18 protein-coding genes and 1 pseudogene are annotated in these 17,297 nt (G+C 63.3%); 14 read left to right on the top strand and 5 right to left on the bottom strand.

Features of this window, described 5'->3' with window-relative positions; all coding sequences use genetic code 11:
- Positions 1-29: 29 nt before the first annotated feature.
- Entirely contained in the window at positions 30-1,871 is a 1,842-nt protein-coding gene (gene iolD, locus FJ960_RS13180) for a 3D-(3,5/4)-trihydroxycyclohexane-1,2-dione acylhydrolase (decyclizing) (protein WP_140714440.1), read from the top strand.
- A gap of 30 nt (positions 1,872-1,901) precedes the next feature.
- On the opposite strand, the gene FJ960_RS13175 is transcribed toward iolD, so the two are convergent.
- Positions 1,902-2,825: an SMP-30/gluconolactonase/LRE family protein gene (locus tag FJ960_RS13175; RefSeq protein ID WP_140714438.1), complete on the bottom strand. Its 924-nt coding sequence runs from the start codon at positions 2,823-2,825 to the stop codon at positions 1,902-1,904.
- 133 nt (positions 2,826-2,958) lie between these two features.
- Between FJ960_RS13175 and FJ960_RS13170 the strand changes: the two genes are divergently transcribed.
- From FJ960_RS13170 to FJ960_RS13160, 3 genes are read left to right on the top strand one after another with little or no spacing between them, the layout of a single operon-like run.
- On the top strand, positions 2,959-4,452 hold the full coding sequence (locus tag FJ960_RS13170) for a sugar ABC transporter ATP-binding protein (RefSeq protein WP_140714437.1): 1,494 nt from the start codon (positions 2,959-2,961) through the stop codon (positions 4,450-4,452).
- A gap of 9 nt (positions 4,453-4,461) precedes the next feature.
- Positions 4,462-5,541, top strand: a complete 1,080-nt coding sequence (locus FJ960_RS13165; RefSeq protein ID WP_140714435.1) for an ABC transporter permease — start codon at positions 4,462-4,464, stop codon at positions 5,539-5,541.
- 13 nt (positions 5,542-5,554) lie between these two features.
- Positions 5,555-6,652, top strand: coding sequence for a substrate-binding domain-containing protein (locus FJ960_RS13160; RefSeq protein WP_140714433.1), 1,098 nt, complete (start codon positions 5,555-5,557; stop codon positions 6,650-6,652).
- 74 nt (positions 6,653-6,726) lie between these two features.
- Here FJ960_RS13160 and FJ960_RS13155 read toward each other — a convergent pair whose 3' ends face one another.
- The 3 genes from FJ960_RS13155 to FJ960_RS13145 all read right to left on the bottom strand — a co-directional run bounded on the left by FJ960_RS13155 (position 6,727) and on the right by FJ960_RS13145 (position 9,850).
- Positions 6,727-7,746 (bottom strand): LacI family DNA-binding transcriptional regulator, encoded by a 1,020-nt coding sequence (locus FJ960_RS13155; protein ID WP_181166113.1) that lies wholly within the window; start codon positions 7,744-7,746, stop codon positions 6,727-6,729.
- 48 nt (positions 7,747-7,794) lie between these two features.
- On the bottom strand, positions 7,795-8,829 hold the full coding sequence (locus FJ960_RS13150; protein WP_140714431.1) for an L-idonate 5-dehydrogenase: 1,035 nt from the start codon (positions 8,827-8,829) through the stop codon (positions 7,795-7,797).
- A 73-nt stretch (positions 8,830-8,902) separates the two neighbouring features.
- A complete protein-coding gene (locus FJ960_RS13145; RefSeq protein ID WP_140714429.1) occupies positions 8,903-9,850 on the bottom strand; it encodes a 2-hydroxyacid dehydrogenase in 948 nt (315 codons plus the stop codon).
- A gap of 77 nt (positions 9,851-9,927) precedes the next feature.
- On the opposite strand from FJ960_RS13145, the gene FJ960_RS13140 reads away from it, so the two are divergent.
- The 10 genes from FJ960_RS13140 (at position 9,928) to FJ960_RS13100 (ending at position 16,756) form a co-directional block, all read left to right on the top strand.
- Positions 9,928-10,683 (top strand): SDR family oxidoreductase, encoded by a 756-nt coding sequence (locus FJ960_RS13140; protein WP_140714427.1) that lies wholly within the window; start codon positions 9,928-9,930, stop codon positions 10,681-10,683.
- A 22-nt stretch (positions 10,684-10,705) separates the two neighbouring features.
- Complete coding sequence (locus tag FJ960_RS13135; protein ID WP_246672769.1) at positions 10,706-11,188, top strand: gluconokinase; 483 nt, start codon at positions 10,706-10,708, stop codon at positions 11,186-11,188.
- Positions 11,185-12,072: an NAD(P)-dependent oxidoreductase gene (locus FJ960_RS13130; RefSeq protein WP_140714424.1), complete on the top strand. Its 888-nt coding sequence runs from the start codon at positions 11,185-11,187 to the stop codon at positions 12,070-12,072. Before FJ960_RS13135 ends, FJ960_RS13130 begins: the two co-directional genes overlap by 4 nt.
- Positions 12,069-12,410: a hypothetical protein gene (locus FJ960_RS13125; RefSeq protein ID WP_140714422.1), complete on the top strand. Its 342-nt coding sequence runs from the start codon at positions 12,069-12,071 to the stop codon at positions 12,408-12,410. Before FJ960_RS13130 ends, FJ960_RS13125 begins: the two co-directional genes overlap by 4 nt.
- A gap of 450 nt (positions 12,411-12,860) precedes the next feature.
- Positions 12,861-13,433 carry an HD domain-containing phosphohydrolase gene (locus FJ960_RS13120; protein ID WP_246672767.1) on the top strand — a complete coding sequence of 191 codons (573 nt, stop codon included), beginning with the start codon at positions 12,861-12,863 and terminating at the stop codon, positions 13,431-13,433.
- A gap of 58 nt (positions 13,434-13,491) precedes the next feature.
- Positions 13,492-14,622 carry a type IV toxin-antitoxin system AbiEi family antitoxin gene (locus FJ960_RS13115; RefSeq protein WP_246672766.1) on the top strand — a complete coding sequence of 377 codons (1,131 nt, stop codon included), beginning with the start codon at positions 13,492-13,494 and terminating at the stop codon, positions 14,620-14,622.
- The gene (locus tag FJ960_RS13110; protein WP_246672764.1) at positions 14,610-15,260 is read left to right on the top strand and encodes a hypothetical protein; all 651 of its coding nucleotides are present in this window, start codon (positions 14,610-14,612) and stop codon (positions 15,258-15,260) included. The genes FJ960_RS13115 and FJ960_RS13110 overlap by 13 nt, the downstream gene beginning before the upstream one ends.
- A 17-nt stretch (positions 15,261-15,277) precedes the next feature.
- Positions 15,278-15,475 (top strand): hypothetical protein, encoded by a 198-nt coding sequence (locus FJ960_RS29855; protein WP_246672762.1) that lies wholly within the window; start codon positions 15,278-15,280, stop codon positions 15,473-15,475.
- A complete protein-coding gene (locus FJ960_RS13105; RefSeq protein ID WP_181174229.1) occupies positions 15,472-15,921 on the top strand; it encodes an ATP-binding protein in 450 nt (149 codons plus the stop codon). Before FJ960_RS29855 ends, FJ960_RS13105 begins: the two co-directional genes overlap by 4 nt.
- 157 nt (positions 15,922-16,078) lie before the next feature.
- The gene (locus FJ960_RS13100; protein WP_140714419.1) at positions 16,079-16,756 is read left to right on the top strand and encodes a hypothetical protein; all 678 of its coding nucleotides are present in this window, start codon (positions 16,079-16,081) and stop codon (positions 16,754-16,756) included.
- A gap of 91 nt (positions 16,757-16,847) precedes the next feature.
- Here FJ960_RS13100 and FJ960_RS13095 read toward each other — a convergent pair.
- A pseudogene (locus tag FJ960_RS13095) lies at positions 16,848-17,244 on the bottom strand (VOC family protein).
- Between the last annotated feature and the right edge of the window lie 53 nt (positions 17,245-17,297).

The following is a 17,297-nucleotide window of genomic DNA, read 5'->3' as shown; positions in this document are numbered from 1 at the left end:
TGAGTTGCCGCGATGCCCGGAGGAATCAAATGTCAGTCGTCCGTCTGACCATGGCGCAAGCCCTGGTCCGCTATCTTTGCAATCAGTTCACGATCGTCGACGGGGAGAGAGTTCCGCTCTTTCCGGGCGTCTTCGCCATCTTCGGCCACGGCAACGTGACGTGCCTATCGGAAGCGCTGGAAGCGGTCCAGGATCGGTTGCCCACGTGGCGCGGGCAGAATGAGCAGTCGATGGCCCTCGCGGCGATCGGTTTCGCAAAAGCCAAGCGCCGCCGCCAGATCATGGTGGCCGCAACATCGATCGGCCCGGGCGCCCTCAACATGGTCACTGCCGCCGGCGTGGCCCATTCGAACCGTCTTCCGGTGCTGATGCTCTCTGGCGATACGTTCATCAATCGCCGCCCCGACCCAGTCATGCAGCAGGTCGAGCATTTCGGCAATCCGACCATCAACGTCAACGACGCCTTCAAGGCGGTGACCCGCTATTGGGACCGCATCGTCCATCCTGAAGGCATAATTTCCTCCCTCCCCCAGGCAGTAGCCACCATGCTGGATCCGGCCGATTGCGGTCCGGCATTCATTGCACTGCCGCAGGACGTGCAGGAGATGGCTTGGGACTACCCAGAGGAATTCTTCGCAGAGACGGTGCACGCGATCCCGCGACCACGCCCCGACGCCAATCGGCTGGCTGAAGCGGTGAAGCTGCTGAAGGCAGCCAAGCGCCCGCTGATCATTTCTGGCGGCGGCACCCGTTACTCCGGCGCCGAGCAGGTGTTGGCCGACCTGGCCCTCATCCACGGCATTCCGTTGTGTGAGACGATCGCCGGCAAAAGTACCGTAAGCCACAATCATCCTGCTTATGTCGGCCCAATCGGCATCGTCGGCTCAACCTCGGCTAACGCGCTTGCCGCTTCAGCGGACGTGATCGTTGCCGTCGGCACCCGGCTGATGGACTTCACCACCGGCTCCTGGAGCGCTTTCGCAACGGACGCCAAATTCATTTCCATCAACGCTGCCCGCTGGGACGCGACCAAGCATCGTGCCTTGGCCGTGGTAGGCGATGCTCTCGCCACGCTCAGCGAATTGGGGCAGTCACTCGCACAGTGGCAAGCACCACGCGAATGGACCGAGAAGGGCCGAATAGAGTTCGCCAAGTGGAACAAGGCGCTGGACGGGTATCAGCAGCCGACCAACCAGCCCGTTCCCAGCTACGCCCAGGTCATCGGCATAGTGAATGAACGCGCAGGCGAGCGCGACCTGGTCATCACGGCCGCGGGCGGCCTCCCGGGCGAGGTCATGAAGAACTGGCGCGTCAAGTCGCCCAATACGTTCGACTGTGAATTCGGCTTCTCGTGCATGGGTTACGAGATTGCCGCCGGCTGGGGCGCCGCGCTGGCCGATCCCACGCGAACCCCGATCGTGATGATCGGTGACGGCACTTACATGATGATGAACTCAGACATTTATTCCACGGTCCTGTCGGGCCATAAGATGGTGGTGATCGTCTGCGACAATGGCGGCTACGCCGTCATCAATCGTCTCCAGAATGCCAAGGGCGCGGCGTCCTTCAACAACCTGATCAAGGATTGCCGTGTCAAGGAGCCGTTCAGCGTCGATTTTGTGAAGCACGCCGAATCGATGGGCGCGCTCACCCGGCGTGTCGACAGCCTCGCGGACCTCCCGCAAGCCGTCGATTGGGCACTCGGAACGGACCGGACGACGGTCATCACGCTGGTGTCCGATGGTTTCACCTGGACACCAGGCGACGCCTGGTGGGACGTGGGTGTGCCCGAGGTAAGCGCCAGGCCGCAGGTGCGGGAAGCGCATGCGGAACAGGCTCAAGCTCGCAGGAAGCAGCGCGTAGGCGTCTGACTTCATCGCAAAACATCCCTCTCTTCCAACTCACGCTCGTGCTGCCGCATTGGCGACGACAAACACCGAATAGAGCGACTGCCGCGCAGTGATGAACAGGCGGTTGCGCTTGGCGCCGCCGAAGGTGAGGTTCGCCACTGTCTCCGGAATACGGATCTTGCCGATCAGCGTGCCGTCGGGATCGAAGCAGTGGATGCCGTCGCCGGCGCCCGCCCACACACGCCCGGCCGTATCCACCCTGAACCCGTCGAACAGGCCAGCGCTGCAGGTGACGAAAACGCCGAGTTCCCCGAGCGTCGCACCTTCGACGGCGAACTTGCGGATGTGCCGCGGCCCGTCCTTCTGGTGCGTGATGCCGGTGTCGCCGACATAGAGGATGGCCTCGTCCGGCGAGAAGGCGAGACCGTTTGGCTTGGCCATCGTCGAGACGACGCGCGCCACCTCGCCCGTTAGGGGGTCGGCGCGGTAGACGTGGCAGCCCTCGATCTCCTGCTCGGAGCGGTCGCCCTCATAGTCGGTCGCGATGCCATAGGGCGGATCGGAAAACCACACAGTGCCGTCCGATCGCACCACCACGTCGTTTGGCGAGTTCAGCCGCTTGCCTTCGAAACGGTCGGCGATCACCGTGATCGATCCGTCATGCTCGGTGCGGGTGACGCGTCGCGCGCGATGCTCGCAGGTAACCAGCCGCCCTTCCGTGTCGACTGTGTTGCCGTTGGCGTTGCTGGAGGGCGCACGAAACACTGAGACCACGCCGTTGGTATCGTCGTATCGCATGATGCGGTCGTTCGGGATGTCCGAGAAAACCAGATACCGCCCGGCCGCGAACCATGCCGGACCTTCCAGCCAGCGCCCGCCCGTCCACAGCCGCTCGACCGCCACATGGCCGACGAAACAGCTCTCGAACCGCTCGTCGAGAACCTCGAAGCCAGTGCCCTCTGTGTCTCCGAACATGCTTCATCCTCCGCGAAACCGGAGCTATCGATAGCCTTCGGGGCGAGCCATTTTCAAGACTTGACCCGCAAAAATGTTAGCGATAACATCAGTGCCAATTCAGATCCGTTTGTTTGGCTTGGGAGGGCCATGGATGCGGCCCAAGCTCATAGAATTCATCGACATCTCCAAGCGCTTCGGGGGCACGCTGGCGTTGAAGTCGGTCTCGCTCGACATCCACGAGGGTGAGATCGTTGCGCTGCTGGGCGAGAACGGCGCCGGCAAATCGACTCTTATCAAGACGCTGGCCGGCATCTACAAGCGCGACCAGGGCGCGATCCGCTTTCGCGGCGAGGACTATCATCACCGCCCGCCTCGCCCCAACCTGCCGCAAAAGGTCGCGTTCATCCATCAGGATCTCGGGCTCATCGAATGGATGACGGTGGCCGAGAATGTCGGCATGGCGCAGGGTTTCTCGCGCCGCTCGGGCCTGATCGACTGGCGCGACACCGAGCGTCGTGCCGAGAGCGCCCTGGCCCTGGTCGGCTGCGCCTTCGATCCGGCGACGCGCGTCCAGGATCTTTCGCGCACCGAGAAATCGCTGGTTGCCATCGCCCGCGCGCTCGCTACCGAAGCCGACGTGCTGGTACTCGACGAGCCGACGGCAAGCTTGCCCGCGGATGAGGTCGAACGCCTGTTCCAGGCACTGCGACCGTTGCGCGAGCGCGGCGTCGGCATGATCTATGTCTCGCACCGCCTGGATGAAGTGTTCCGCATCGCCGATCGGGTCGCCGTCATGCGGGACGGCCGCATGGTGGCGGTCAAGCCGGTCGCCGAGACGACGCCGCAGGAATTGGTCGATCTCATCGTCGGCCGCCCGGCGCACCAGATGTTCGCCAAGTCGCGCTGGCAGGACGGACCCGAGCGGCTGAAGGTCGAGGATTTGCGCTGCGGCAATGTCGGACCGGTCCACTTCGAGGCGCGGTCTGGCGAACTTCTGGGACTGGTTGGCCTGCGTGGTGCTGGACAGGAGGCCGTCGGCCGCGCGCTGTTCGGCGCCGAGCCTTTCGACGGCACTGTATTACTCGACGGCAAACGCCTCGACCTGTCCTCGGTCGGTGCGGCCCTTGCCGCCGGTGTCGGCTTGATTGCGCGCGACCGCACCGAGGAGTCGGTAGCGCTGTCGCTGTCCGTGCGCGAAAACATGTATCTCAACCCGTCCGCCGTCGGCCGCGGGCTTTTCTCCTTCATGACGCCGGCGCGGGAAAGCGAACTGACGCAGGAGCTCGGTACCCGGCTCGGGCTGCGGCCGAACGACCCGCACCTGCCGATCGAGGCGCTATCCGGCGGCAATCAGCAGAAGGTGGTCGTCGGCCGCTGGCTGGCGACGGGTCGCAAGCTGCTGATCGCCGAGGATCCGACGGCGGGTGTCGATGTCGGCGCCAAGGCCGAAATCTATCGGCTGATCGCGGCAGCTGTCGAAGCCGGGCTGGCGGTCGTCGTCGTTTCCACCGATTTCGAGGAAGTAGCGCATATCTGCCATCGCGCGCTCGTCTTCTCGCACAACCGCGTCGTGCGCGAACTGGCCGGCGATGCCTTGACGACGGCGGCGCTTATCCATGCCGCCTCCGTGTCCGAAGCCGCCTGAGGAGTGTCCATGAACTCGATCAAATCGACTGCGCTGGAGCCGACCCGCTCGGAACTCTCCGGGCTCAGCTTTGGCCAGAGGGCGGCGCGCTACCTGCCGGTCTACGGCCTGCCGATCCTGACGCTGCTGCTCATCCTGCTGTTCTCGCTGCTCCTGCCGCGCACCTTCCCGACGCTGCTCAATTTGCGTTCCATCGTCTCCGACAAGGCGATCATCGCCTTGCTGTCGCTGGCGGCGATGATCCCCATGGCTTCGGGCCGCATCGACCTGACGGTCGGCTACGGCATCGTGCTCTGGCATATCCTGGCCATCAGCCTGCAGACCGCCTTCGGCATCCCCTGGCCGATCGCGGTGCTGATCGTCCTGCTGCTCGGCGTCGTCACCGGCTTCATCAACGGCCTGCTGGTCGAGGTGGCACGCATCGATTCCTTCATCGCCACGCTCGGCACCGGCACCGTGCTCTATGCACTCGCGATGTGGTACACGGGCGGCCGGCAGGTCGTCGGCGTGCTTCCCGAAGGCTTCCTCGCCCTCAACGGGACGATGCTGTTCGGCCTGCCGATCACTGGCTACTACGTGATCGTCCTGGCACTGGTGATGTGGCTTGTGCTCGAATACATGCCGATCGGCCGCTACCTCTACGCCATCGGTGCCAATCCCAAGGCTGCAGCGCTCAACGGCATACCGGTGCAGAAATTCGTCATGGGCGCGTTCGTCGCCTCGGGCGCGCTGACGGCGCTTGGCGGCGTGCTGCTCGCCTCCAAGCTCCGCATCGGCCAGGCCAGCGTCGGCCTTGAATATCTATTGCCGGCGCTGGTCGGCGCCTTCCTGGGATCGACCACCATCAAACCCGGCCGCGTCAATGTCTGGGGGACGATCATCGGCGTCGTCATCCTCGCCGCCGGCATTTCCGGCATCCAGCAGTTCGGTGGCTCGTTCTGGGTCGAGCCGCTCTTCAACGGCGTCACCTTGCTCGTGGCGATCGGCATCGCCGGCTACGCGCAGCGCCGCCGCGGCGCTGTCGTGCCGCCGCCATCCACCGGCCAATCACCCGCGCACCAACCAACAAAGAAAACCGACAATGCTTGATGGGAGAAGAAACATGCATCGCAGAACAGTCCTTCAGCTCGGCGTCGCCTGCCTGGCGCTCAGTATCGCCTCGACCGCCCGGGCCGACCCGATGGCCGACGCCAAGGCAGTGGTCGGCAAATATGCCAGTAAGGTCGACAAATGGGATGGCCCGACGACCGGACCGAAGGGCGCGGCCGGCAAGACGATCGTGGTGCTTGGCGCCGACATGAAGAACGGCGGCATCCTTGGCGTCACCAAGGGCGTCGAGGAAGCAGCGGCAGCCCTCGGCTGGACCGTCAAGACACTTGACGGCGCCGGCTCCATCGGCGGCCGCACCGCGGCCTTCGGCCAGGCGCTGGCGCTCAATCCCGACGGCATTATTATCAACGGGTTCGATGCCGTCGAGCAGAAGCCGGCGCTGGAGCAGGCCAGGGCGGCCAAGATTCCGATGGCGGCATGGCATGCGGCGCCGACGGTCGGTCCGATCGACGATCTCGGCATCATCGCCAACGTCTCGACCGATCCGATGGAAGTGTCGAAGGCTGCCGCCGACTGGGCTTTTGTCGACGCCAAGGGCAAGCCCGGCGTCATCATCTTCACCGACTCGACCTACCAGATCGCCATCGCCAAGGCCGACCGCATGAAGAAGGAAATCGAGGATCTCGGCGGCAAAGTGCTCGAATATGTCGACACGCCAATCGCCGAGACCTCGCAACGCATGCCGCAGCTCACCACCTCGCTGCTGCAGAAATACGGCGACCAGTGGACTCACTCATTGGCGATCAACGACCTCTATTTCGACTTCATGGGACCGTCACTGGCGGCGGCCGGAAAGTCCGGCACCGACGCTCCGATCAACGTGGCGGCGGGCGACGGTTCCGAATCGGCTTACCAGCGCATCCGCTCCGGCCAGTTCCAGAAGGTGACGGTTGCCGAACCCCTGAACCTGCAAGGTTGGCAGCTCGTCGATGAGCTCAACCGCACCATGGCCGGCGAGAAATGGTCTGGCTACATCTCGCCGCTGCATGTTGTGACGTCGGACAATGTCGAATTCGACGGCGGGCCGGACAACCGGTTCGATCCGGGCAACGGCTACCGCGACCAGTACAAGAAGATCTGGGGCAAATAGGCTGACCGAAACTCCGGATAGGCTGCAGAACACGGCCCGTGATCATCTCGCCGGCCGTTTGCATTTCCCTGTTGTCAGGCGGTTTGCCGCACGATCACCTTCGGCGTCATGCCGACAACGACCCTATCCCCGGCCACGCGCCGGCCATTGAGCAGGTCGAGCACCAGCTCGGCGGCGCGGATGCCGATCTCATGCGCGCCGACATCGATGGTGGTGATCGGCGGCACCGACTGCTCGGCAAGGTCATAGGCGCCGAAGCCGGCAATGGCGACATCTTCGGGCACGCGGATGCCGCGCCGCACGCATTCCATCAGCGCGCCGAAGGCCGAAAGGTCGGACACACACATCACCGCCTGCGTGTCCGGCCAGCGCGAGATCATCTCGACCATGGCGGCGGCACCCTCGCGCATCGAGATCGGCGGCACGCCGGAGGCGATCACGCGCGAGGCATCGAGGCCGCGGTCCTGCAGCGCCGCGACGAAGCCGCGCCGGCGGTCGAGGCCGCGCGTGTCGCGCGAAGTATCGCCGCCGATAAAGCCCAGCCTCGAATAGCCGCGCGCGACGAAGTGGTCGACCATCAGCCGCCCGGCCTCGGCATTGGAAAAGCCGACGACATGGCCGATCGGCTCGCTCGGCAGGTCCCACGTCTCCACCACCGGCACGCCGGCATTGGCCAGCATCTTGCGGCAGCGCTGCGTGTGCCGGCCGCCGGTGACGATGATCGCCTCCGGCCGCCGCTGCAGCAACTGCCCGACCAGGCGCTCCTCCTCCTCGACATTATAGTCGGTGAAGCCGAGCAGTATCTCCAGCCCGCTGTCGCGCAGGCCCTCAGTCATGCCGCGCACGGTGTCGGCGAAGTTGGCGTTGTTGATCGAGGGGATTGTGGCCGCTACGAAGCCGGAGCGCCGCGACGACAGGTTGGCGGCGATGCTGTCGAAGACGTAACCGAGCTCTTCGGCCGCCTTCAGGATGCGGTCGCGCGTGTCGGCGCTGACCGAAGCGTCGCGTTTGAAGGCGCGTGACACGGTCATCGTCGAGACGTTGGCGCGATGCGCGACATCGGCCATGGTCGGGCGTTTTGGCGAAGGCTGCATGGCCGTACGTTATCGATATCACAGCGGAATGCAACGCGTCGTTGCAGCTCAGGCGAAGGCAATCTGGACCTTCATCGCCTGGCTGCGGTCGTTGGCGAGTTCGAAGCCGGAAAGCGCCTCGCTGAATGCCACCGTATGCGTGATCAGCGGCTTCACGTCGATCAGCCCCTTGCGCATCAGCTCGACTCCGACGGCGAATTCGGGATGGAAGCGAAACGAACCGTTGATCGTCAGTTCCTTGGCGGTGACTGCCGACATCGGCAGCGCCATCTCGGCACCACCGAGGCCGAGCTGGACTATCGTACCGCGAGGACGCAGCGCCGCGATGCCCTGCGCCAGTGCCGCCGCGGCACCCGAGCATTCATAGAGGATGTCGAACGTCCCCTTGTTGGCGAGATACGGCGCCAGCCCTTCCGGATCGGTTTTTGTGTTGATGGTCTTGTCGGCGCCGGCGCGCATTGCCATCGCCAGGGTGAAATCGGTGATGTCGACCGCGACGATCTCGGCAGCGCCCGCCCGCCGCGCGCTGAGGATCGACAAGAGGCCGATCGGTCCGCAGCCGGTCACCAGCACGCGCTTGCCGAGTATTTCGCCGGCCCGGCGTGTGGCGTGGAGACAAACCGCCAGCGGTTCGGCCATCGCCGCCTCGCCAGCGCTCAATCCGTCGGCCGGCACGCATTGCAGCGCGTCCGCCACAAGCATTTCGCGGAACGCGCCCTGGATGTGCGGAAATGGCATGGCGCTGCCGTAGAAGCGCATGTTGAGGCACTGGTTGTGCATCCCTTCGCGGCAGTAGCGGCAGCCGTAGCAGGGCCGCGACGGCGAGACCGCGACCAGCTGGCCAGGCCGCAGCCCGTCGACGCCGGGGCCGAGCTTTTCGATGACGCCGGAGACCTCATGGCCGAGAATCATCGGCTCTTTCAGGCGCACCGTTCCGAAGCCGCCATGATTGTAGTAGTGCAGGTCGCTGCCGCATATGCCGCCGGCGGCGAGACGCAACAGCACCTGCCCCTGGCCCGGCGCCTCAACCGGACGGTCCTCGATGCGCAGGTCCTTCGCGGCGTGGATGACGATCGACTTCATGGTCAGTGAACTCCTCGGGCAATTCCAGGAACAATGTGCAGCGGTTTTCCATCCGAATCCGCGCAGGACGAGCCTAAAGCACCGGCGTGAGCAGCGGCTGGCCGGCGAAATGGGCGGTAAGATTGTCGCGCACCAGTTTGCCCATGGCCTTGCGCGTTTCGATCGTGCCCGACGCATGGTGCGGCTGCAGCAACACATTGTCGAGCGTCAGGAAGCGCGGATTGAGCTTCGGCTCCCCCTCGAACACATCGAGCGCGGCGGAGCCGAGCACCTTTGCCTCGAGCGCGTCGAGCAGCGCATATTCGTCAATGTTGGATGCGCGCGAGATGTTGATCAGCATGCCGTCCTCGCCGAGTGCCGCAAGCACATCCTTGTTGACGATGTGGCGCGTCGCGGCCGACGCGGCAAGCGTCACGAACAGGAAGTCCGAACGCCTCGCCAGCTCGACCGGATTGGCGAGGAACGTCCAATCCGGGGCGAAATCCTTCTGCGCGACGTCGCTGTAGGCGATGTCCATGTCGAAGCCGGCGAGACGCTTGGCTACCTCGTAGCCGATGCGCCCAAGACCGAGAACGCCGGCCCGCCGACCCCAGACGCGGCGCTTGAGCGGGTAGAGCCCCTTCGCCGCCCAGCTGCCGTCGCGCACCCACCGTTCGGCGCCGATCATGCCGCGCGACAGGCACAGCATCATGGCGATGCCGAGATCGGCGACGTCGTTGGTCAGCACGTCCGGCGTGTTGGTGACGCGCACGCCTCGCTCCCGGCATGCCGCGAGATCGACCGCATCGAAACCGACGCCGTAGACGGAAACAACCTCAAGCGAAGGGCACGCCTCGATCATGGCGCGGTTCACGCCGAGCTCGCCACGCGTGGCTATGCCGCGCACTTGCGACCCGATCCCGGCGAGGAAAGCCTGCTTGTCGTCGGCCGCGAAATAGCGGTGCACCGTGAAGGCTTCGTTGAGCGGCTCCTCGTCCCATGCCGGATAGGGTCCAACCTGAAGGATGTGAGGCCGCTGCATCGCTATTCTCTCCACTTGACTTGACAGATGATGTTATCGATAACATAAGACGCTCGGCGACAAGAGGCAATCGGAAAATGTCATCCAATCTGTTCAATCTCGGCGGGCGCACCGCGCTCGTGACCGGCTCCTCTCAGGGCATTGGATTTGCTTTGGCCAAAGGGCTAGCCGAGGCCGGCGCCAGAGTGGTGCTCAACGGCCGTGACGAGGCGAAGCTCACGGTTGCGGCTGGGCAGATTCCAGGCGCTGCGACGCTTGCCTTCGACGCGACCGACCACGACGCCGTCAGGGCCGCAATCGACGCCTTCGAGCAAGCCAGCGAGCCGATCGACGTTCTCGTCAACAATGCCGGCATGCAGTTCCGCACGCCGCTGGAGGATTTTCCCGCCGATGCGTTCGAACGCCTGCTGCAGACCAATGTCGCCAGCGTCTTCCATGTCGGCCAGGCGGTGGCCCGGCACATGATCAAGCGCGGTCGCGGCAAGATCATCAACATCGCCAGCGTGCAGACGGCACTCGCCCGGCCGGGCATAGCGCCCTACACGGCGACCAAGGGCGCGGTCGGCAACCTGACCAAGGGCATGGCGACCGACTGGGCAAAACATGGCTTGCAATGCAATGCGATCGCGCCGGGCTATTTCGACACGCCGCTCAACGCGGCACTCGTCGCCGACCCGGCCTTCAGCGCCTGGCTCGAAAAGCGCACGCCGGCCGGCCGCTGGGGCAAGGTCGAGGAACTGGTCGGCGCCTGCGTCTTCCTGGCCTCCGACGCATCATCCTTTGTCAACGGACACATTCTCTATGTCGATGGCGGCATCACAGCTTCGATCTGACGGGCCGCCGCGCATAGTGGTCATGGGCGTTACCGGTTCGGGCAAGACGACGATCGGCGAGGCGCTCGCCCGCGCGATCGCGGCGACATTCGTGGACGGCGACAAGCTGCACCCTGAGGCCAACATCGCCAAGATGAGCGCCGGCATTCCGCTGGAAGATGCCGATCGGTGGCCATGGCTGTCCAAGGTCGGCGAAATGCTGCGGCTAGCGCCCGCGCCGGTCATCGTCGGCTGCTCGGCGCTGAAGCGCGCCTATCGCGATTTCATCACCGAGCAGGCGGGTGCGCCGGTGCTGTTCATCCATCTCGACGGCTCGCGCGAGCTGATCTCGAAGCGCATGCATGAGCGCACCGGCCACTTCATGCCGACCAGCCTTCTCGACAGCCAGTTCGCGACACTGGAAGTGCCGGACAAGGACGAGAATGCGATCGCCGTGCCGATCGACGCGCCGCTCGATGAGATTGTCGCGGACATAACAACGAAATTCGGGGAGCGATCGTCATGACCCACAAAGTCTCATTGATCGGCGCCGGCGCCGTGGGCGGTGCCATCGGCGAGCGCCTGCTTGCCACCGGCAATCGCCTCGCCGTGTTCGATCTCGACAAGGCCAAGGTGGAGGCGCTGGTTGCCAGAGGCGCGACCGCCATGGCGAGCGCGGCCGAGGCCGCCGGCGCGTCCGACTACGTGATCCTCAGCCTCAATTCGGCGGCGATCGTGCGCCGCGCCGTGTTCGGCGATGCCGGCGTGGCGGCTGGAGCGAAGCCCGGCACGCTGATCATCGACATGTCGTCTATCGACCCCGACGCGACGCGCCAACTCGCCGCCGACGCCAGCGAGAAGGATTTGCGCTGGGTCGACAGTCCGCTGTCTGGCGGCGCGCCCAAGGCGCTGACCGGAGAATTGACGCTGATGGCCGGCGGCGAAGCCGAGGACGTTGCCGCCGCCCAAAAGGTGCTACGCCACATCGCTACCAACTACACGCATATGGGCCCGGCCGGAGCCGGCCAGACGACCAAGCTGATCAACCAGGTGCTTTGCGCGCTGAACTTCATGGCCGTCGCCGAAGCGACCAAGCTGGCGCTCGACGCCGGCGTCGACGCGCTCAAGATCCCGCAGGCGCTGAAAGGCGGCCGCGCCGACAGCGCCATCCTGCAGGAATACCTGCCGCGCTTCGCCACCCGCGACTACCGGCGAACCGGCCGCATCGACAACATGGTGAAGGACCTCAACGCCGCCCAGGACCTGGCGCGGCGCACGCACACCGCAATGCCGCTGACGGCCGTCTGCGCCGAGGTGCACCGGCTATTGACGGCCGCAGGGCTGGGCGGCGAGGACCAGGCCGCACTGATGGAATTTTTCCAACGCAAGGATGAGGAACCGAGCAGATGATCACGCGCTATGCGTTGTTTGAAGGCAAAGTGAAGGAAGGTCAGATCGAAGCGTTCCGCAAGGACGTGATTGAGACGGTTCTGCCGAAGTGGAAGGCCTTCCCGGGCGCGCTCGACATTCGAGTCAGCTTCGCGGAAAAACGCGACGATGGTGCGCCTGAATTTCCGATGATCCTGGCGATCAACTACCCAGATATGGCGGCCGTCGACGCGGCTTTGGCCAGCCCCGCACGCGCTGAATCGCGTGCCGCGACAGAGGCAGTGTTGTCCAGGTACTTCGAGGGTCGCATTCACCACCACGTCACCATCGCCAACGAGTTTTCATTGGCCGGAGATTGACCAATATCAGGACGAAGATTCGATACTTATCAGCGCTCGATAGGAGACGCAGTATAGAACGCAGTGAGGTCGGTTTGGTGCAATCTTTTGAGTAAGCATGCCAAGTCATGCCGAACACCGCCGGCAACGCGAAAGTATGGCCCCATTGCTGGCGAGCACTCCTCCGCACCTATTTTGCCGAACTTTCCGTTGTCGACGCGTTCGACGGACGCTTCGATCGGTCCCAAATTGGCCTTCAGCGGCTGACGTAGCGATGTCGGCTTTTGGACGACGGCAATAGCCGATTGAATGACCGAGGTTGAGGCGCTTTACTGACACTCAGTCTATTTGCCCCTGGCAAAGGTCTGCTTCCGATTCAAAAACGGGCGCTTCTCGACAAGGCGCGTAGGGCATGAAATCTTTCGCTAGTATTTGCGTGACGCGGGACTAGCATCCACTTGGGAGGTGGCGATGACCAATGTCTCGATCCGCCGGGCGGATTTCATGGTGGTCCTCGCCTATGCTTCGGACCTCGCCACCGGCCATTCGCGCTATTTCGCGCTGAAGTCCTGCGTGCTCGCTATGCGGATCGCGGATCTTGCTGGTGTTTCCGAGCTGGACCGGCGCAATGCCTACCACCAGTCGATGCTGCGCTATGTCGGCTGCAATGCGGACACCGATCTTCTGTCGGCCACTTTCGGCGACGAAATTGCGCTCCGCCAGGACCTTGTCGGTCTGGACATGAGCAACCGCGCCGAACTGGGCCGGGTCTTCGTCCAGGCCTTCAAGCGGCTCTATTACGATCTCGACCCCGACGCGCAGGCCAAGGCGATCGACGCCGCGATGTCGCAAGCGCTCGCCGTGGCCCGCCCGGTACTCACTGCCCATTGCGAGGTCGCGCAGCGGATCGGCGAGCGGCTCGGCCTGTCCGACGAGATCCGGCGCAACCTTGGACAGATATACGAACGCTGGGACGGCAAGGGCCTGCCGCGTGGACTGAGCGGCGAGGATGTCTTGCCCGCCGTGCGCCTGATTACATCCTGATAGCGGCCGATTTCACTAGGATCACGGTTTTCAGCGTCCGCTGAACGAGGCAGTTTGGTTGAAATGGCTTGTGGGATTTCATTCGATATGCCATTTTCAACAGATGTTGAAAACAACTGAATCGATGAAAAATCTGGAACAGCAGGCGGCAGACGCGCTCACCGCGCTTCTGCAACGCGTCCCAGCGCTTGTCGTTGACCATATCGAGATCGAGCCTGTCGGCTGCCCCGACCGCGGAGTTGATATCTTGGCGCATGTGGTCGTTGCTGATCGCCGGCATACGCTCGTCTGCGAGGTCAAGTCGAGCGGCCAGCCGCGCTACGTTCGTATGGGGTTGCTCCAACTGCGCAACTACGCTGCCCATTTCGATGGGAGCGCAGTACCGATCTTCGTCGCGCCGTACCTCTCTCCAGAGGCTCAGTCGTTGTGTAGGGACTACCAGGTCGGATTTCTTGATCTGGCGGGCAACGCCAGTATTGTCTTTGACAGCATCTTCATAGAGCGGCATGTCGAAAGCAAGCCAAGCGCGGAACGGAGGGAACTCAAATCCCTTTTCAAACCCAAATCTGCGCAGGTGCTGCGCGCGTTGTTGCGAGATCCGGACAGGCCGTGGCGCGTTGCTGAACTCGCCGAAGCTTCGGCGGTCAGCCTCGGTCATGTCAGTAACGTCCGTAGCGCCCTTATCGACCGGGAATGGGCAAAAGCATCTTCCGATGGCCTGGCGCTGATCGAGCCCGATGCATTACTCGACGCTTGGCGCGAAGCTTATGAGCCGCCCGCCGGGAGGCGCTTGCGCTTCTATTCGCCACTCCACGGAGCTGGCTTTCAGACAGCCGTGCGCGGCGCCCTTAGCGCGAGGCCGGAAGCCGGACTAGCGATCCTCGCGTCATTCTCGGCGGCGCAATGGTTGTCACCATACGGGCGAAGCGGCACGCAGTACATTTATGCCGACGACGACGGGCTCGCACGGCTGAGCGATGCAATGAAGCTGTCTTCCGCATCCAAAGGTGAAAATGTGCTGGTCACATTGCCCAAGGACATCGGCGTTTTCCGGGATGCCATCGAGCCCGTGCCGGGCATTATGTGCACGGGGCCGGTGCAAACGTATCTCGATCTGGCGGCGGCAGGTGAGCGAGGGCGCGAAGCCGCCGACCATTTGCGTCAGGAGAAGCTCATATGGCACCACTGACTCCTGCAGAGCCACAATCGGCAGCGGATTATGACGATCGCACCACAGCGGCTGTGAAGACGGTCCTGGTCGAGATCGGCCAAATTCTGGGAAGTTTCCAAGGCAAGTTCGCGGTTATCGGCGGGGCCGTGCCGTGGCTCTTGCTCGGAAATGAAGACATGCCGCATGTCGGAACACTGGACGTCGATCTCAGTCTTGACGCCGAAGCCCTGGGTGATGGCGAATACACGACGCTGATCGGCGCGCTCCTCGGCCACGGGTATGAACAGCGCGCCGAGTTGAGGCGCTTCCAACTCGTTCGGCAAGTCCCGGCTGGCGATGGCGGAGGTCCGATCGACATCATCGTCGATTTCCTCATGCCGCGGGACGCAGCAATCGTCAAAAACGTGCCGCCTCTGATCAGCGAGTTCGCAGTGCAATGCGCCGACGGCGCCGATCTGGCGTTGCGTTTCTATCAGATGGTGGCGATCACCGGGCCAATGCCAGGGGGCGGAACGAACCGCGTCGAAATCGCCGTCTGCTCGATTCCAGCGTTACTCGCCATGAAGGGTCATGCTCTCAACGGCCGCTATAAGCAGAAAGATGCCTACGACATCTATTACTGCGCTGGAACTACCCTGAGGGTAGCGAGGCGCTAGCCGAAGTCTGTCGGCCATTGCTGGATCACGCCAGCGGCGCGAAAGGCTTCGGCTTCATTGCCGAGAAATTCGATACGATCGACGGTTATGGTCCGACTTGTGTTCGCAAGTTCGTCGAAGAGACGGACATCTTGGGCGATCGCACAGCCGACCAATGGCAACAGGACGCGTTTGGTCAGGTCGACGCCTGGCTCCGAGCGCTCGCGTTGAGATGATGGCGGCTGCCCGAGAGGCTGACAAGATCGCCGTTTCAGACCTGTCCGATCTCATTGCCGGCGCCAATGAGAACCTGGGCGTCGAATTCAAGGCCTGGATGGACACGGGAGAAGCCGAGCACAAGGCCAAACTCGCTCGCCATATCGCGGCCCTTGCCAATCATGGAGGGGGCTATCTTGTGTTCGGCGTCGACGACAAGACTCGCAAGCCCCTCGGCGCTACCGACCTGCCGCTTTCTTCGTTCGGGCAAGACGCTCTGTCCAGTATCGTGAAGAAGTATCTCGATCCACGATTGCAGCTGCTGGTCCAAGGAGCCGAGTTTGACGGAGCGAACTATCCGGTCGTTGTGGTGCCATCGCATGGGTCGCGCCCTGTCGTCGCCATTGCAGATGGCCCGCAAGGCGCAAATGGCAGGCCGATCAGGATATCTCAAGGCACGGTCTAGGGCGGCCGGTCCCGAGAGCGTGCCCATCCGAGGCGCCGATGATTGGAACGCCCTTCTGGAAAGATGCCTCTCGCATCGCGCGGACCTCTTGGGAAAAATCCTGCGTCAGTCGCTCGGAGGACGGTCGCAACCAGACGTCCAACTAGTCGAGTTGCTCGTGGCGGGAGTATCGGAGACGGCCGCTGACTTCACCGCGCAGACCCGCGTCCTGGCAGGGCGGGTGGACTCCAAATATCAACCGCAGATACTTGAAGCAGGCGATAGCTTTTCAGCCATGGGCTATGCGTTAGTCGATGCCGACGGTGACCCGATCAATATTGAGAATGCGCGGGATCTCAACGAGCGCGTCTCCGTGGCGATGCATCGCAATGCCTACTACGGATGGGGTTCGTTCCTTCCCCTCACCGTGCCGGAACGCGCGCCGCAGGTACGCATGTCAACATTGGCTGGCAAGGAAACCACCTATCTTGAGGGCATGCGAGTGGAAAACACCGCATTGATCTCAAGCGCCTTCGACTACTGGCGGATCTACGAATGCGGCATCGCCGTCAGCGTGGAATCGTTTCGCGACAACTGGTCAAGAGAGGGCCAACCACCACCACCCAAACATTTGACGCCGCTTTGGACGCTTGTAGCGATCCACTCGTTGCTCGCTTACACTGTCATCTGGTACGGACGACGGGGCATCGTCGACAAGCATACTTTCGACGCCGAGAAGGCTGCGAAGGACTATGCGACCTCCATGTTCCAGACCCGAAAGGGCGACGATGGGGTTTTGTCGGTCGAGGTTCGCAAGGACAACGGGACTGTCGTCTTCAGCCACGCGGAGAATTAGGCGCCCCTGGCGCCCGGAGCCCGTTGGTGCGCTACCCGCTGCCGGCGGTGCTGGCAGCGGGCTATCGGCGGGAATCAGGTCCCCAAACGCGCTATTTGTAGCGCCCGTGGCGCTGCAGAACCTCGATCTGATAGCCGTCGGGGTCCGCCACGAAAAAAGAACCGCGCAAGCAGCGCGCCTTCACGGTTGAGCTCGACAATTTTCCGCGGACTGAACCCTGCGGCCGCCAAACGCCTGTGCTCTGCGTCGAGATCGTCGACGCAAAGAGCCAGGTGTCCATAGCCGTCGCCAGGCGCGTAGGACTCTCTCCTGCCCTTGTTGATCGTCAGTTCCAGCTCGAAATCGGCTTCCGCATTGCGCAGATAGACCAGTGTGAACGTGTCGAAATCCAACCGGTCAGCAATATCGAGTCCGAATGCGCTTTTGTAGAAACTGACCGAAAGGTTCTCATCCACCACCCGATTCATCGAATGAATTGCTTTCGCCAAGGGAGTCTCCAGTCTGCCGCGTGGTCTCGGATACCGTGCCTATTGGCTGCAAA

Origin of the sequence: Mesorhizobium sp. B2-3-11, assembly GCF_006442215.1 — a bacterium.
GTDB lineage: Bacteria > Pseudomonadota > Alphaproteobacteria > Rhizobiales > Rhizobiaceae > Mesorhizobium > Mesorhizobium salmacidum.
The sequence above is the reverse complement of the archived record's forward strand: the minus strand, read 5'-3'. Positions and strand labels throughout refer to the sequence as shown.

Excerpts from the sequence above, each read along its gene's own strand:
- iolD (WP_140714440.1), top strand. The coding sequence starts at position 30 with ATGTCAGTCGTCCGTCTGACCATGGCGCAAGCCCTGGTCCGCTATCTT.
- FJ960_RS13175 (WP_140714438.1), bottom strand. The coding sequence starts at position 2,825 with ATGTTCGGAGACACAGAGGGCACTGGCTTCGAGGTTCTCGACGAGCGG.
- FJ960_RS13170 (WP_140714437.1), top strand. The coding sequence starts at position 2,959 with ATGCGGCCCAAGCTCATAGAATTCATCGACATCTCCAAGCGCTTCGGG.
- FJ960_RS13165 (WP_140714435.1), top strand. The coding sequence starts at position 4,462 with ATGAACTCGATCAAATCGACTGCGCTGGAGCCGACCCGCTCGGAACTC.
- FJ960_RS13160 (WP_140714433.1), top strand. The coding sequence starts at position 5,555 with ATGCATCGCAGAACAGTCCTTCAGCTCGGCGTCGCCTGCCTGGCGCTC.
- FJ960_RS13155 (WP_181166113.1), bottom strand. The coding sequence starts at position 7,746 with ATGCAGCCTTCGCCAAAACGCCCGACCATGGCCGATGTCGCGCATCGC.
- FJ960_RS13150 (WP_140714431.1), bottom strand. The coding sequence starts at position 8,829 with ATGAAGTCGATCGTCATCCACGCCGCGAAGGACCTGCGCATCGAGGAC.
- FJ960_RS13145 (WP_140714429.1), bottom strand. The coding sequence starts at position 9,850 with ATGCAGCGGCCTCACATCCTTCAGGTTGGACCCTATCCGGCATGGGAC.
- FJ960_RS13140 (WP_140714427.1), top strand. The coding sequence starts at position 9,928 with ATGTCATCCAATCTGTTCAATCTCGGCGGGCGCACCGCGCTCGTGACC.
- FJ960_RS13135 (WP_246672769.1), top strand. The coding sequence starts at position 10,706 with ATGGGCGTTACCGGTTCGGGCAAGACGACGATCGGCGAGGCGCTCGCC.
- FJ960_RS13130 (WP_140714424.1), top strand. The coding sequence starts at position 11,185 with ATGACCCACAAAGTCTCATTGATCGGCGCCGGCGCCGTGGGCGGTGCC.
- FJ960_RS13125 (WP_140714422.1), top strand. The coding sequence starts at position 12,069 with ATGATCACGCGCTATGCGTTGTTTGAAGGCAAAGTGAAGGAAGGTCAG.
- FJ960_RS13120 (WP_246672767.1), top strand. The coding sequence starts at position 12,861 with ATGACCAATGTCTCGATCCGCCGGGCGGATTTCATGGTGGTCCTCGCC.
- FJ960_RS13110 (WP_246672764.1), top strand. The coding sequence starts at position 14,610 with ATGGCACCACTGACTCCTGCAGAGCCACAATCGGCAGCGGATTATGAC.
- FJ960_RS13105 (WP_181174229.1), top strand. The coding sequence starts at position 15,472 with ATGATGGCGGCTGCCCGAGAGGCTGACAAGATCGCCGTTTCAGACCTG.